The sequence below is a fragment of the Halomonas sp. genome (assembly GCF_031581305.1).
Taxonomy (GTDB): domain Bacteria; phylum Pseudomonadota; class Gammaproteobacteria; order Pseudomonadales; family Halomonadaceae; genus Halomonas.
Genome location: NZ_JAVLBC010000066.1, coordinates 1 through 14,688, shown reverse-complemented (window position 1 = coordinate 14,688; position 14,688 = coordinate 1). Strand labels below are relative to the sequence as shown.

The 14,688-nt window shown below is 65.3% G+C and carries 13 protein-coding genes and 1 pseudogene; 5 read left to right on the top strand and 9 right to left on the bottom strand.

The genetic code is table 11. From position 1 onward, the window contains the following. Positions 1-546, bottom strand: a 546-nt coding sequence (locus RI841_RS07470) for a polysaccharide biosynthesis/export family protein (RefSeq protein WP_310704971.1), incomplete at its 3' end; no start/stop codon positions are given. Between the two features lie 494 nt (positions 547-1,040). Here RI841_RS07470 and RI841_RS07465 point away from each other — a divergent pair. The 4 genes from RI841_RS07465 to RI841_RS07450 all read left to right on the top strand — a co-directional run bounded on the left by RI841_RS07465 (position 1,041) and on the right by RI841_RS07450 (position 5,007). Next, positions 1,041-1,322 (top strand): hypothetical protein, encoded by a 282-nt coding sequence (locus tag RI841_RS07465; RefSeq protein ID WP_310704970.1) that lies wholly within the window; start codon positions 1,041-1,043, stop codon positions 1,320-1,322. A 10-nt stretch (positions 1,323-1,332) separates the two neighbouring features. Then, on the top strand, positions 1,333-2,031 hold the full coding sequence (locus tag RI841_RS07460) for a YjbF family lipoprotein (protein ID WP_310704969.1): 699 nt from the start codon (positions 1,333-1,335) through the stop codon (positions 2,029-2,031). Next, a complete protein-coding gene (locus RI841_RS07455; RefSeq protein ID WP_310704968.1) occupies positions 2,022-2,789 on the top strand; it encodes a hypothetical protein in 768 nt (255 codons plus the stop codon). The genes RI841_RS07460 and RI841_RS07455 overlap by 10 nt, the downstream gene beginning before the upstream one ends. 181 nt (positions 2,790-2,970) lie before the next feature. Then, positions 2,971-5,007 carry a YjbH domain-containing protein gene (locus RI841_RS07450; protein WP_310704967.1) on the top strand — a complete coding sequence of 679 codons (2,037 nt, stop codon included), beginning with the start codon at positions 2,971-2,973 and terminating at the stop codon, positions 5,005-5,007. A 318-nt stretch (positions 5,008-5,325) separates the two neighbouring features. On the opposite strand, the gene nqrM is transcribed toward RI841_RS07450, so the two are convergent. The 8 genes from nqrM to RI841_RS07410 form a co-directional block, all read right to left on the bottom strand. Next, on the bottom strand, positions 5,326-5,580 hold the full coding sequence (gene nqrM, locus RI841_RS07445) for a (Na+)-NQR maturation NqrM (protein ID WP_310704965.1): 255 nt from the start codon (positions 5,578-5,580) through the stop codon (positions 5,326-5,328). A 211-nt stretch (positions 5,581-5,791) separates the two neighbouring features. After that, positions 5,792-7,024 carry an NADH:ubiquinone reductase (Na(+)-transporting) subunit F gene (gene nqrF / locus RI841_RS07440; protein WP_310704964.1) on the bottom strand — a complete coding sequence of 411 codons (1,233 nt, stop codon included), beginning with the start codon at positions 7,022-7,024 and terminating at the stop codon, positions 5,792-5,794. A gap of 72 nt (positions 7,025-7,096) precedes the next feature. Beyond that, positions 7,097-7,714 carry an NADH:ubiquinone reductase (Na(+)-transporting) subunit E gene (gene nqrE / locus RI841_RS07435; protein ID WP_310704962.1) on the bottom strand — a complete coding sequence of 206 codons (618 nt, stop codon included), beginning with the start codon at positions 7,712-7,714 and terminating at the stop codon, positions 7,097-7,099. Between the two features lies 1 nt (position 7,715). Continuing rightward, a complete protein-coding gene (locus RI841_RS07430; RefSeq protein ID WP_310704960.1) occupies positions 7,716-8,384 on the bottom strand; it encodes an NADH:ubiquinone reductase (Na(+)-transporting) subunit D in 669 nt (222 codons plus the stop codon). A gap of 2 nt (positions 8,385-8,386) precedes the next feature. Continuing rightward, on the bottom strand, positions 8,387-9,205 hold the full coding sequence (locus RI841_RS07425) for a Na(+)-translocating NADH-quinone reductase subunit C (protein ID WP_310704958.1): 819 nt from the start codon (positions 9,203-9,205) through the stop codon (positions 8,387-8,389). After that, a complete protein-coding gene (locus tag RI841_RS07420; RefSeq protein WP_310704957.1) occupies positions 9,205-10,431 on the bottom strand; it encodes an NADH:ubiquinone reductase (Na(+)-transporting) subunit B in 1,227 nt (408 codons plus the stop codon). The genes RI841_RS07425 and RI841_RS07420 overlap by 1 nt, the downstream gene beginning before the upstream one ends. Further along, positions 10,431-11,780: a Na(+)-translocating NADH-quinone reductase subunit A gene (locus tag RI841_RS07415; RefSeq protein WP_310704955.1), complete on the bottom strand. Its 1,350-nt coding sequence runs from the start codon at positions 11,778-11,780 to the stop codon at positions 10,431-10,433. The genes RI841_RS07420 and RI841_RS07415 overlap by 1 nt, the downstream gene beginning before the upstream one ends. A 417-nt stretch (positions 11,781-12,197) precedes the next feature. After that, positions 12,198-13,658, bottom strand: a complete 1,461-nt coding sequence (locus tag RI841_RS07410; RefSeq protein WP_310704954.1) for a glyceraldehyde-3-phosphate dehydrogenase — start codon at positions 13,656-13,658, stop codon at positions 12,198-12,200. Positions 13,659-13,860: 202 nt separating this feature from the next. Here RI841_RS07410 and RI841_RS07405 point away from each other — a divergent pair. Further along, positions 13,861-14,688, top strand: a pseudogene (locus RI841_RS07405) (transcription-repair coupling factor); the annotation flags it as partial.

Sequence of the window (14,688 nt, the reverse complement as noted above, 5' to 3'; positions counted from 1 at the left end):
GTTGCGGTTGAGAAACACGGAGTGCCAGTTGGCGCCGGGGTTGGCGCTGCCCACCTGGCTGATGGCGTCGACCAGGGTCAGTGGCACGCTGGTGATGGGCAGGGTCTTGGGCTCGCTGACCTCGCCGCTGAGGTAGACCTTCTTGGCGTTGAAGTCGGCCACGCTGACTTCCACCTGGGGCTCGGTAATATAGGTGGCCAGCCGGCGGGTCAGTTCGCTGCGGATCTGGTCCAGGGTCTTGCCCTGGGCGTGGACCCGACCGATGTAGGGGTAGAAGAAGGTCCCGTTGGCCTGCACGAGGTTACCCACCTCGGCGGCACTGCGATCGGTCCCGCCGGGGTTGGTGAGCTCGGGATGGTCGTAGACGATGATGCTGAGCACATCGCCGGGGCCGACGCGATATTCGTAGCTCTCCAGCTTCGCCTGCAGGTCGGCGCTGATCGGCTGGCCGCCCTGGGGCGACTGCCAGCTGGCCAGCAGGCCGGGCGTGACCGGCTCGATATCCACCAGTTCATCGATGGGGGCCGTCTCGGTCTGGTAGTCCATATGGCTGCCCGGCGCGAGCGAGCAACCGCCCAATAGCCCGAGGGAGGCAACCCCCAGGGCCGCGAGGAACCGTTTAGATTGGCACATGATGCAGTCTCTCATCAGGAGGTTCGTCTGGACACGCTACCGCCCCGAGATGTCATAGGCGAGTCCTCGAGGCCTTTCTTCTCAACGATGGGTTGTCGTGATGGGGTGATGCCGTGCAATTGAGTGGCAAAAGTGTACCGGCAATCCCCGGGGATGCCTAGCCGCCCAGAGCGCCAGAGCGGTTGCGTGTAGGCGATCGCTTACACGGTGTACGCCATAGCCCCTTCCGCAACAGTTACTTTGTTATCAATGCGTTACATTATCAACGAGGTTGACTTAGCTTGCCCGCTCCCTGCATTTTCCGGGCAGGTGTCGGCACTACAGGGTCGCTCCTCGATAAGCAATAAGCTACCATGCAGATGACGTAAATGATGTCAGATCATTTCTCGCAAAATCAGGAGTTGAAGATGCGCGCACTCAAGACGACCACGGCGCTGATCGCCATCGCCGGCCTGCTGACCACGCCGCTGGCCATGGCCCAGGGCGACGCCCCCGAGAACCAGAACCAGAACATGAGCCCGGGCAATGGTGGCAATGTGACCGCGCAGAGCCAGCCCCAGGGCTTCGCGGCCGGCCTGCAGCAGGCCACGGGCCTCTCTGCTGCCACGCTGGGGGTCATCGGCGGCGTGGCGGTCATCGGCGTGGCGGTTGCCGTGTCCGACGGCAGCTCCACCTCCGGCACCAACTGAGCGGTTCGCCATGCCCCCGCACGGCAGCGCGATCGCTCCCCTTCGCCTGGGCATGCTCGCCGCCGGTACCGCCCTGCTCTTGAGCGGCTGTGCCGGCGGCGGCGTATCGCCGCTGGGCGATTCCTTGCGGGCGGCAATGCCGGGGCTCTCCGGCGAGGCGCCGGCCGCCCAGCGCGCCGCATCCCTGCCCTATGCCAGCCTGGTGCTCAGCACCGAGGATCGCAGCGGGCTGGTGGTGCTGGGGGCCGAAGCCGGCGGCACCACCCTGTGGCCCACCGGCAACGATGGGTCCCTGGCGCTCTATCAGGAGGGGCTGGCCGCCACGGCCGGCCTGGGCCAGGACCTGCTGAGCCTGCGCTACCAGCCGCTGGAGGCCGAGCCTGGCAGCGACTCGGCCTCGCTGGTGCCCTGGCGGCAGGCCACCCCGCTGCGCTACCGGGTGGAGAGCCACTGGCAGCTGCCCGGTGGTGACATGGTGACGGCACGGGGCCGGGCCGAGCTGACCTGCGGCAGCGCCACGCAGCGCCTGCTGCCGATGGGCGAGCGAGCACTGGAGGCCTGCCGGGAAGTGGTGCAGTGGGGCAACGGGACGCAGAGCGTCTCCCACTACTACCGCTCCCCCGACGACCGACGCCTGTGGGCCGCCAAGGTGATGCCCTGGCCGAGCGGCCCGGCCCTGGAATGGGAGGTGGCACGCGCATGGTGGTGACGATACGGCGCCTGGCCATGGTAACACTTGCGCTGCTGCCGGGGGCGGCCCTGGCCCAGGCAACGGGCTCGCTCAGTGACGCCTGGCTGACGACCCTGCGCCAGCACCAGGGGCCGGCGAGCTGGAGCCATGCCGTGGTGCTGCGAGAGGCCACCCGGGACGCCCTGCCCGCCCGCCAGGCGCGCCTGCAGGCCGAGCTGGACACCCTGGTGGCCAGCGCCCGGCTGTCGGGTGCCGGTGGGCTGGGACACGGGCTCGCCGCATGGCGCGCCCGCGTGGCCAATGCCGATAGCGAACGATCTCGCACCCCGGGCCGCCACGACCTGCCCTGGATTGCGGCCAACCTGCGCCGCGACCTGGCCATGCGCGACGTGGCCCGCTGGGGCCTGTGCGAGCCGCCGAGCTGGGTGGAGCTATGGCACTATCGCGGCATTACCCGCCTGGCCTGGCAGCCGGGCCTGACGCTGCCGGGGGCCCTGGCGGCCCTGCCGAATGCGGCCCGCCAGGGCGTTTCACGCGCCGCGGTGGTGACCCCGGTGGGCGACGTTGAGCCCCGCGGCGCCGCCCGCTGGAACCGCGACGCGACCCCGCTGGCGGCCGGCAGCCGCGTGGTGCTCGGCCTTCCCGAGAACCAGGGCCTGAGGGCCGCGATGCCCTTCCCCGGCACCGTGGAGGAAGCCGGCTGGGTCAATGAGCGGTTGCCGGCTTTCCTGGCCACACGGCTGCCGGGGGATGAGTGCGCGCTCAGCGAGAAGTGAAGGGTCAAGGGGTCAAGGGGTCAAGGGGTCAAGGGGTCAAGGGGTCAAGGAAACCATGACAAGCAACAACGCCAAAAGGGATCAAGGGATGAGTGACAAGCGGCACGTGACAAGGGATCAAGGGATCAAGGGGTCAAGGGGTGCCTTGTTCCTTCTGCCTTGTTCCTTGTTCCTGGCATCCATGCCCGCCCTCGCCGATGGCCTGGCCGGCGAGCTGGGCACGGGGCAGAGCGATTTCGGCGGCGTGGGGCTGATGCAGACGCCCACGGCGCGCATGGCGCCGGAGGGCACCATGAGCGTGAGCGGGAACCGCACCTCGCCCTATCGCCGCTATAACGTCTTCTTCCAGCCGCTTTCGTGGTTCGAGGGCGGCTTCCGCTATGCGGAGGTGGAAGACAAGGGCGACGCATTATTTGATCGATACCTCGACAAGGGCTTCGACATGAAGGTTCGCCTGCTCGAGGAGACCCGCCTCTGGCCGCAGGTGGCGCTGGGGTTCCGCGACGTCGGCGGTACCACCCTGTTCGGCGCCGAGTACCTGGCGGCGACCAAGCGCTGGGGCGACCTGGATGTCACGCTGGGGCTGGGCTGGGGCTACCTGGGCAATGCCGCGGATATCGACGCCCCGCTGGGCTGGATCGATGAGCGCTTCGACGACCGCCCCGATCAGACCGGCGGTAGCCAGGGCGGCGAGTTCGCCCTGGATTCCCTGTTCCGGGGGCCGGTGGCGCTGTTCGGCGGGGTGGAGTACCAGACCCCCTGGGACCCGCTGGTGCTGCAGCTGGAGGTCGAGGGCAACGACTACGACAATGAACCCCTGGGCAGCGATGAGGAACAGGATAGCCGCGTGAACCTGGGCGCGCGCCTGGCGGTGACCGACAACTTCGAGCTGCGCACCGGCTGGCAGCGCGGCAACACGGCCATGGCCGGCCTCACGTACAACATCGACCTGGCCGGGTTGAGCCAGGTGAAGCGCGACCCCGCCCCGGCCGACATCAATGCCGCGCCGCGCGAGAGCTGGACGGCGGCGGCCAGGGAGATGGAAGACAATGCGGGCATGCGCGTGACCCGCATCCGCCAGGAGGGCGAGGCGCTGCAGGTGCAGGCCGAACCCGTCCAGTACCGCCACCTGCAGACCAGCGAGGGCCGCGCGGGCCGTATCCTGCACGCCCAGGCCGATGACCAGGTGGAGCAGTTCCAGTTCCGCTGGGAGAACCGCGGCATGGGGCTGCGCGAGGACGTGCATCCCCGCGAGGCCTTCGTGGCCGCCGCCACCCGGGAGGCCGACGAATCCCAGCATCTGCATAGCCTCTACGCCCACGCCCGGCTGGACGCAACCGAATCGGCCACGGGCGAGGTGCTCTACGAGGACACGCCGCGCGGCTTCAGCTGGCAGCTGGGCCCGCGCCTGGACCAGAACTTCGGCGGGCCGGACGGCTATCTGTATCGCCTGATGGCGGTGCTCAGCGCCGAGTATCGTACCGATGCCAACGGCTGGTTCAGCGGCGAGCTGGCCTGGACGGCGCTGGACAACCTGGACAACTACGAATACATCGCCGACTCCGACCTGCCGCGCGTGCGCACCTTCATCGGCGATTACCTCTCCGAATCCAGCCTGGGCGTGGAAAACCTGCAGTACACCCGCACCGCCAAGCTGGGCGACGACTGGTATGCCATGGGCTATGGCGGCCTGCTGGAGATGATGTTTGCCGGCGCCGGCGGCGAGCTGCTCTACCGCCCCTTCAACAGCCCGCTGGCACTGGGCGTGGACGCCAACTGGGTGCGCCAGCGCGACTTCGACCAGGGCTTCGGGCTGCGCGACTACGACACCTGGACGGGCCATGCCACGGCCTATGTGGATACCGGTCTCGAGGATATCCTGGCCCAGGTCAGCGTGGGCCGCTATCTGGCCGGCGACGTGGGCACCACCCTGGACCTCTCGCGGGAGTTCGACTCCGGGGTGCGCGTGGGTGCCTGGGGCACCTGGACCGATGCCGACGAGGCCTTCGGCGAGGGCGGCTTCGACAAGGGCCTCTACCTGTCGATCCCCTTCGATGCCTTGTTCACCCGCTCCAGCCGCGACCGGGCCCGGATCGACTGGCGCCCCCTGACCCGTGACGGCGGCGCACGCCTCGATCGTCGCCACAACCTCTACGACCTGACCGAAGAGCGTGATCTCGGCCGCTATTGGGAAGAATACGACCGCACCTGGCAGTAGCACTTAGGCCTAGGACGGGGTGGCCTAGGACGGGGTCTGAGATGGGGTCAGACCCCGGCCATGCCGAAGATTGTTGGTGGGTGCCCGATAGCTCAGCGTAGCCCTTGGGGTCTGACCCCCATGTTGTTGATTGTTCAGTAATATCAGAGAGTTGGCGCAACAAGAGGCAACGGGGTCAGACCCCAAGGGCGCGGCACCTGCTCATATCAGAACGGGGCCACATCATCAGAACGGGGTCAGACCCTTAAGCGGCCTTTGGCATTCCATGCCAAAGGCCGCTTAAGGGTCTGACCCCAGAGTGGACCCCCGAGTGGAACGTTACCGCCGGGTGGCGTCATACCCCAGATCGACACCGCGGCTCTCGTCGCTGCGGCGGCGCGCGCTGGCCTGCTTGCGGTTTTCCTCCTCGCAGACCTCGTCCTTGCCACCACAGATCTCGCACCCCTCCTTCATGCCGAGCTGGTTGAGGCCGCCGCAGGAGCCAGCGATGGGCTTGCGCCCCATGATCACGCCGACGGCCATGGCGGCCATGATCAACAGCATGAACGCGAATACCACCAGGTAGATTGTCATTGCGTCGCTCCTCGGTAACGGAAAAGGGTCAACCGTCCTGCCCGTATGACAACACGGGATCGCTCAAGGTCCACCGTGCCCACCGTGCAGGAAGATCTGGTGCCTGAGATGCCGACAGGCCACTCTCCGCATGTCGGTCGGCATGTCGGGCAGCAGAACCAAAGGGGCCGGCCTTGCGGCCGGCCCGGGGTTCGCCTTGCGGCGATCGAGATCAGCCGCCGAAGTCGTCCAGCAGGATGTTCTCGGGTTCCACGCCCATGTCGGTCAACAGCTTGATCGCAGAGGCGTTCATCATGGGCGGTCCGCACATGTAGTACTCGCAGTCCTCGGGGGCCGGATGGTCCTTGAGGTACATGTCATAGAGGACATTGTGAATGAAGCCGGTCGGCCCATCCCAGTTGTCCTCGGGTTGCGGGTCGGAGAGCGCCAGGTGCCACTCGAAGTTGGGGAACTCCTCGGCCAGCTTGTCGTACTCCTCGTTGTAGAAGGTCTCGCGCCAGGAGCGCGCCCCGTACCAGAAGGTGATCTTGCGGTCGGTCTTGAGCCGCTTGAGCTGGTCGAAGATGTGGCTGCGCATCGGCGCCATGCCGGCCCCGCCGCCGATGAACACCATCTCGGCGTCGGTGTCCCTGGCGAAGAACTCGCCGAAGGGCCCCATCACGGTGACCTTGTCACCCGGCTTGAGGCTGAAGACGTAGGTGGACATCAGCCCCGGCGGGTAGTCGGTGTTGGGCGGCGGTGTGGCGATACGGATGTTGAACTTGAGGATGCCCTTCTCTTCCGGATAGTTCGCCATGGAGTAGGCGCGGATGACTTCCTCGTTGCTCTTGTGGGAGATATTGAAGAGGCCGAACTTCTCCCAGTCGCCCCGGTACTCCTCCTCGATGTCGAAATCCTTGAAGGAGACGTCATAGGGCGGTGCCACCAGCTGCACATAGCCGCCGGCACGGAAGGCCACTTCCTCGCCCTCGGGCAGCTTGAGGTTGAGCTCCTTGATGAAGGTGGCGACGTTGGGGTTGTCGATGACCTCGCATTCCCACTGCTTGACGCCGAAGACCTCTTCCGGGACCTCGATCTTCATGTCCTGCTTCACCGGCACCTGGCAGGAGAGGCGCCAGCCCTCCTTCTTCTCGCGCAGGGTGAAGTGGGACTCCTCGGTGGGCAGGATGGCGCCACCGCCCTCCTCCACGCGGCACTTGCACTGGGCGCAGGAGCCCCCGCCGCCGCAGGCGGAGGAGAGGAAGATGCCGTTGGCGGCCAGGGTGTTGAGCAGCTTGCCGCCGGCCTGGGTGGAAAGGGAGTGTTCGGGGTCGCCATTGACCTCGATGGTCACATCCCCGGTGCTGACGAGCTTGCTGCGGGCAGCCAGGATCACCAGAACCAGGCCGATGACGACCACGGTGAACATGACCACACCGAGCAAGATGACTGTTGTATCAACCATGTCGGGTTCCTATTGCTTGACGTTGCCTGGACCCCGGCGACGCACACGGCCGCCGGGAGAGCACGACCTGCCTCAGAGCTGGATGCCGGAGAAGGACATGAAGCCCAGCGACATCAGCCCCACCGTGATGAAGGTGATGCCCAGCCCCTGCAGGGAGTCGGGAACATCGCTGTACTTGAGCTTCTCGCGAATGCCGGCCAGCGCGGTGATGGCCAGCGCCCAGCCGGTGCCGGCGCCCACGCCATAGACCACGGACTCACCGAAGTTGTAGTTACGCTCGACCATGAACAGCACGCCACCCAGGATGGCGCAGTTCACGGTGATCAGCGGCAGGAACACGCCCAGGGCGTTGTAGAGCGTGGGCACGTACTTGTCGAGGAACATCTCCATGATCTGCACCAGGGCGGCGATGACGCCGATGTAGCTCAGGTAGCCGAGGAACGACAGGTCGATGTTCTCGGCACCGCTGATCCCGGTCCAGGCCAGGGCCCCTTCCTGCAGCAGGAAGGTGTAGACCAGGTTGTTGACCGGCACGGTGACGCCCAGCACCACGATAACCGCAATGCCCAGGCCAAAGGCCGAGGAGATCTTCTTGGACACCGCCATGAAGGTACACATGCCCAGGAAGAAGGCCAGGGCCATGTTCTCGACGAAGACCGAGGCGACGAACAGGCTGATATAGTGTTCCATGTTACACGGCCTCCTTCGGCTGGGTGTTTTCCTTCATCTTGAACTCGTTCTCCTCGATCTGCTCCGGGTTGACGCTACGCAGCACCCAGATGATCAGGCCGATGATGAAGAACGCCGACGGCGGCAGCAGCAGCAGGCCGTTGGGCACGTACCAGCCGCCATCCTGCACCGGCTGCAGCACGGTGAAGCCGAACACGCTGCCGGAGCCGAACAGCTCGCGGAAGAAGCCCACCGTCATCAGGATCAAGCCGTAGCCGAGGCCGTTGCCGATGCCGTCCAGGAAGGACATTCCCGGCGTGTTGGTCATGGCGAAGCCTTCGGCACGCCCCATCACGATGCAGTTGGTGATGATCAGGCCGACGAACACCGAGAGCTGCTTGGACATCTCGTAGGCGTAGGCCTTGAGGATCTGGTCCACCACGATGACCAGCGAGGCGATGATGGTCATCTGCACGATGATGCGGATAGCGGAGGGGATATGGTGACGGATCAGCGACACGAACAGGTTGGAAAAGGCGGTCACGAAGATCACCGCCAGCGTCATGACCAGCGAGACGCTCATGCTGGTGGTTACCGCCAGGGCCGAACAGATACCCAGTATCTGCAGGGCGATGGGGTTATTCTTGAAGATCGGCGTCGTCAGGACGCTCTTTGCGTTCGCAGCAGACATGATCAGGCTCCTTCACTCTCGAGTTCGACGTCGGTGCCTTGGACCTCGTCCTGGTCGGTCCCTTCACGGAACCGGGCCAGATAGTTACCGAAGCCTTCCGGGCTCAGCCAGAACTGCAGCATGTTGGTCACGCCACGACTGGTCAGGGTGGCCCCGGAGAGGGCGTCGACCTCGGTCTTCTGGTCGGCGCCGCCCTTGACCAGGCTGATCGCGGGCGCGACCTCGCCCTGCTCGTCGAAGATCTCCTTGCCTTCCCACTGGGCCTGCCAGCGCGGGTTGTTGACCTCGCCCCCCAGCCCGGGCGTCTCGGCGTGCTCGTAGTAGGTGATACCGACGATGGTGTTGCCGTCGCCTTCCACGGAGAGGAAGCCGCGCATCAGCCCCCACAGCCCCTGGCCGCGGATCGGCAGGACGATCTGCTCGGGGTCGTCGGGATTGCCCACCAGGTAGACGGTGCTGTAGTTCTCCTGACGGGTCAGGCCGGCGATGTCCTTCTCCCCGGAGAGGGTCCGGGACGCTGCCGGGTCACGACGCGCCTGGAAGCCCTCATAGGTCGAGGGGTCGAACTCGTCGGTGTACTCACCGGTGCGCAGATCCACCACCCGCGGCGTGATGGCCGACTCGAAGGTCGCGTTCACGTCCATGCCAGGCTCGAAGAGATTGGCCACGTTGAGGATGTTGGTCTTGCGATCCAGTTCCTGGTTGAACTGCTGCTTCGCACGCAGCGACACCGCTGCAGTGGAGACGATGATCGAACACACGAGACTCAGTGCGAACGCCACCGTCAGGATCTTCTTGATGGAGTTGTTGCTCTGTGCCATCAGGCAGTCTCCTCGGCCGGCACACCGGTGCGCTGCATGCGGCGCTTGATGTTGGCCTGTACAAAGAAGTTGTCGATCAACGGGGCGAACAGGTTGGCGAAGAGGATCGCCAGCATGATGCCTTCGGGAAACGCCGGGTTGACGACGCGGATCAGCACCGTCATGACGCCGATGAGCGCGCCGAAGATCAGGCGGCCCGGGTTGGTCATGGAGGCGGAGACCGGATCAGTGGCCATGAACACCATGCCGAAGGCGAAGCCACCCACCACCAGGTGCCAGTACCAGGGCATGGCGAACATCGGGTTGCTGTCGGAGCCGACCAGATTGAAGAGCGCACTGGTCGCGACCATGCCCAGGAAGACGCCGAGCACGATCCGCCAGGAGGCGATCCTGGTCCACAGCAGCACGATCGCACCGATCAGGATCGCCAGGGTCGAGGTTTCGCCCACGGAGCCGGGTACGAAGCCGAGGAAGGCGTCCCACCAGCTGAACTGGCTGGAGAGGGCTGCCATGCCGTCCTGGAAGGCGAGGGAGAGCGCGGTTGCCCCGCTGTAGCCATCGGCTGCCACCCAGATCGAATCACCGGAGATCTGCGCCGGATAGGCGAAGTAGAGGAAGGCACGACCGGTCAGCGCCGGGTTGAGGAAGTTCTTGCCGGTACCGCCGAAGATCTCCTTGCCGATCACCACGCCGAAGGTGATCCCCAGTGCCACCTGCCACAGCGGGATGGTGGCGGGCAGGATCAGGGCATAGAGCACGGAGGTGACGAAGAAGCCCTCGTTGACCTCGTGGCCGCGCTTGATGGCGAACAGCACTTCCCAGAAGCCGCCGACCACGAAGGTCACCAGGTAGATCGGCAGGAAGTAGGTGGCGCCCAGCACGAAGTTGGCCCACAGGCTGCCCGGATCATGACCGCCGGCCAGCGTCATCATGATCGCTTCGCGCCAGCCACCCATGGAACTGAAGCCCTCGGCGACGGCCATGTTGGTCTGCCAGCCGGCGTTCCACATGCCGAACAACATCGCCGGGAAGGTACACAGCCAGACGGTGATCATGATGCGCTTGAGGTCGACGCCGTCACGCACGTGGGCCGTGGTCTTGGCCACGTCGGGCGGGGCGTAGAAAATGGTGTCTACCGCTTCATAGAGGGGATAGAACTTCTCGTACTTGCCCCCCTTGTGGAAGTGGGGCTCGAGATTATCGAGTGTCTGTCGGATACCCATCATCAGGCCTCTTTCTCGATCATGGTGAGGTTGTCACGCAGGATGGGACCGTACTCGTACTTGCCGGGGCACACGTAGGTGCACAGCGCCAGGTCCTCTTCATCCAGCTCCAGGCAGCCGAGCTGCATCGCCGTCTCGATATCGCCGACGATCAGCAAGCGCAGCAGCTGAGTGGGCAGGATATCCAGCGGCATGACCTGCTCGTACGCCCCTACCGGCACCATGGCGCGCTCCGACCCATTGGTCGAGGTGGTCGGTGCGTAGTGGTGCAGACCGGTGATCTTCGACAGGTAGATGCCCATCACGGAGTGGCGGTTCTTGCCGGGCGACATCCAGCCCATGAAGACGCGCTTGTTGCCCTCCTCGAGCAGGCTCACCTGGTGATGGAAACGCCCCAGGTAACGCAGACTGCCCTCGCAGATGGCACCGGCAAACACCGAGCCCGAGATGACGCGTGTGCCTTCCGGGTCGGCAATTTCGCCGGCCAGCAGTTCCTCGCTACTGGCCCCGATGCGGGTACGCAGCAGGCGAGGATTCTCGGCACGCGGGCCGCCCACGGCGATCACGCGCTGGACGTCCAGCTTGCCCTCGGCGAACAACTTGCCGACGGCGATGACGTCCTGGTAGCCGATGTGCCAGACGCGCTTGTGCAGGGCCACGGGCGAGAGGTAATGGATATGGGTGCCGACCAGACCGGCGGGATGCGGGCCGGCGAAGGTCTCGTGCTGCACGCCCTTGACGTCGGTCCCCGGAATACGGGCATCCGGGGCCGTGCAGAGGTAGACCTTGCCTTCGGTCAGGTGGGCGAGCACCTTGAGCCCGTCTTCGAAGGCCTGGGCCTGCTCGTTGATGATATCGGCAGGGTCCGCGGCCAGCGGGTGGGTATCGATGGCCGTGACGAAGATATCGGTGGGTGAACTGTCGATGGCCGGCGTGCGCGAGAAGGGACGGGTGCGCAGCGCGGTCCAGAGCCCGGATTCGACCAGCTGGTCAACGACGGTTTGGCGCTCGAGGCTCTCGAGCTTGTCACGGCCATGGGCGGTGAACTCTTCGGCCTCCTCGGTCTCGTCGACCTTGATGACCACCGAGAGCAGCTTGCGCTTCTCGCCGCGGTTGATGGCGACGATCTCACCGGCCGCCGGCGCCGTGAACCGCACCCCATCGGTCTTCTTGTCGGTGAAGAGCAGCTGACCCAGCTTGACCCTGTCCCCCTCACGGACCTCCATGGTCGGCTTCATGCCGACATAGTCGGTGCCCAGGACAGCCACATGGCGCACCGGTCGCGCATCCTCGATGCGCGCCTCCGGCTCCCCCGCGATGGGGAGATCCAGGCCTTTCTTGACTTCGATCATAGTCTCGCCCAGTTGATGGATCGGATAGATGAAGAAAGGGGTTCGAATGGATTCGAATTCTTCTGTTTTCAGTACGTTACCAGTCAGGCTCGAGACGCGCTCGAACCACCCCGAAAAATCCACCGTATTATAAAGACAAGCGTAAGGGATGACCACCTGACCTATGGTCGCAAAGCGGCCAAGCGGCCAAGCGGCCAAGCTGCCAAGCTGCCAAGCTGCCAAGCTGCCAAGCTGCCAAGCTGCCAAGCGAGGTTGTGCCGACTACATCAGCAAAAGCAAGAACCCCCATCGGAGTCGCTCCGTGAGGGTTCCTGATCTATCTCTTCAGCGACACCCGCCTGTCACGGGTCAGCTTGGCGGCTCGGCGCTTGGCTGCTCGGTGCTACCCGAAGGGCGCTTGGCGCTGCCCGAAGGGCCTTACCCCTTGACGTGCGGGAGCTTGAGGAAGTGCACGTTGGAGACGTGCTGCAGGATGCGGATCACCTGGCAGCTGTAGCCGAACTCGTTGTCGTACCAGACATAGACCACGGCATTCTTGCCGTTGGCGATGGTCGCCTTGGCATCGACGATGCCGGCATGACGGTTGCCGACGAAGTCGGTGGAGACCACCTCGGTCGAGTCGACGTAGTCGATCTGCTTCTGGTAGGGCGAGTCCAGCGACATGCGGCGCAGGAAGTCGTTGAGCGCCTCGGCGTCGGTCTCCTTCTCCAGGCGCAGGTTGAGGATCGCCATGGAGACGTTGGGCGTCGGCACGCGGATGGCGTTGCCGGTCAGCTTGCCATCAAACTCCGGCAGCGCCTTGGCCACCGCCTTGGCGGCGCCGGTCTCGGTCAGCACCATGTTGAGCGGGGCGCTGCGGCCGCGGCGGTCGCCCTTGTGGTAGTTGTCGATCAGGTTCTGGTCGTTGGTGTAGGAGTGCACGGTCTCGACGTGGCCGTGCTCGACGCCGAACGTGTCGTTGAGCACCTTGAGCACCGGCACGATGGCATTGGTGGTGCACGAGGCCGCGGAGAGGATGCGATCCTCCTCGCCGATGTCCTGGTGGTTGATGCCGTAGACGATGTTGGCGATGTTGCCCTTGCCCGGGGCGGTGAGGATCGCCTTGGCCACGCCCTGGCACTGGATGTGCTGGCCCAGGCCAGCCTCGTCGCGCCAGATACCGGTGTTGTCGACCACCACGGCGTTATCGATGCCGTAGGCGGTATAGTCGATCTCGGTGGGCGAATCGGCATAGATCACCCGGATGACGTTGCCGTTGGCGGTGATGGTACGCGCCTCGGCATCCACGCTGATGGTGCCGTTGAAGGGGCCATGCACCGAATCGCGGCGCAGCAGGCTGGCGCGCTTCTCCAGGTCCTTGGCGATATCCCCCCGGCCGCGCACCACGATGGCGCGCAGACGCAGCAGGTTGCCGCCGCCGGCCTTCTCGACCAGCACGCGCGCCAGGATACGGCCGATACGGCCGAAGCCGTAGAGCACCACGTCCTTGGACTGGCCGTTGTGGCCGGCCGGATCATTGCCATCGACGATCTCGGCCAGCTCGTCCCGCAGGAAGGCCACCGGGTCGCCGCCTTGCGCCTTGTAGGCCACGCCGAGCTTGCCCACGTCGACATGCGCCGGCCCCAGGTTGAGCTCGGTCATCGCCTTGACCAGCGGAAAGGTGTCCTGCACGGAAAGCTCGGTTCCCTCGATCTTGCGCACGTAGCGGTGATCCTTGAGGATGCGGATCACGCTGCGGTTGAACAGCGACCGCCCGAACATGGTCACCACCACGTTGTTGTGGCGGTAGAGGCGGCCGATCATGGGGATCATCTGCTCGGCGATCGCCTGGTTGTCGTGCCATTCCTGAAAGACGCTATCGAGGGCTTGCTGACTCACGGGTGACCTCTCCTTGGTGAGAACAGGGGGTAGGATTCCCGTGCATTATCCGGGGTGGCACCTGCCGGGGCAATCGCAGGATGGTCGCACTCGCTGTAGGCGATTTACAGAAAGCCGCCGCTGACTACAGGCCGGCCGCGAGGCTGGTATCATGCACGCATCTCTGTACGCCGCTCACGACCACGGTTGGGTAACCGATAGCATGCCGAACTTCTCGCCGCTCGACCCGCCTCGCCCCCAGGGGCTGCGCGACATTCTCTACTGGCAGACGCCGCCGGGCAGTGCCTCCGCCCTGGCCCTGGCCCACCTGGCCGAGGATGCCCCGCTGCTGGTAATCACGCCCGATACCGCCACGGCCCAGCGCCTGGAGAGTGATCTGGGTTTCTATGGCCACCTGCCGGTGCTGCCCTTTCCCGACTGGGAGACGCTGCCCTACGACAGCTTCTCGCCGCACCAGGACATCGTCTCGGCGCGGCTGCGCACCCTGCGCCGGCTGCAGGACGGCGAGCACGGCATCGTACTGGCGGCCATGAATACCCTGATGCAGCGCTTGCCGCCGGTGGACTACATCGCCGGGCGCGTGATGACGCTGGAAACCGGCCAGGTCCTGGACCGCGAAGGATTTCGCGACGCCCTGTCGCGAGCCGGCTATCGGGCGGTGGAGACGGTCTATGAACCCGGCGAATACGCCCTGCGCGGCGCCCTGATCGACCTCTTCCCCATGGGCGCCGAGGCGCCGCTGCGCATCGACCTGTTCGACGACGAGATCGACACCCTGCGCCACTTCGACCCGGACACCCAGCGCAGCCAGGATCGGGTCGAACGGGTGGAGCTGCTGCCCGCCCATGAATACTCGCTGTCGCGCAGTGCCATCGCCTGCTTCCGCGAGGGCTTCGAGACGCTGTTCGACGTCGACCCGCGCCAGTGCCCGCTCTATGTGGATGCCCTCAAGGGCATCCCCTCGCCCGGCCTGGAGCAGTACCTGCCGCTGTTCTTCAGCCAGACCGCGAGCCTTCTCGACTATCTTCCG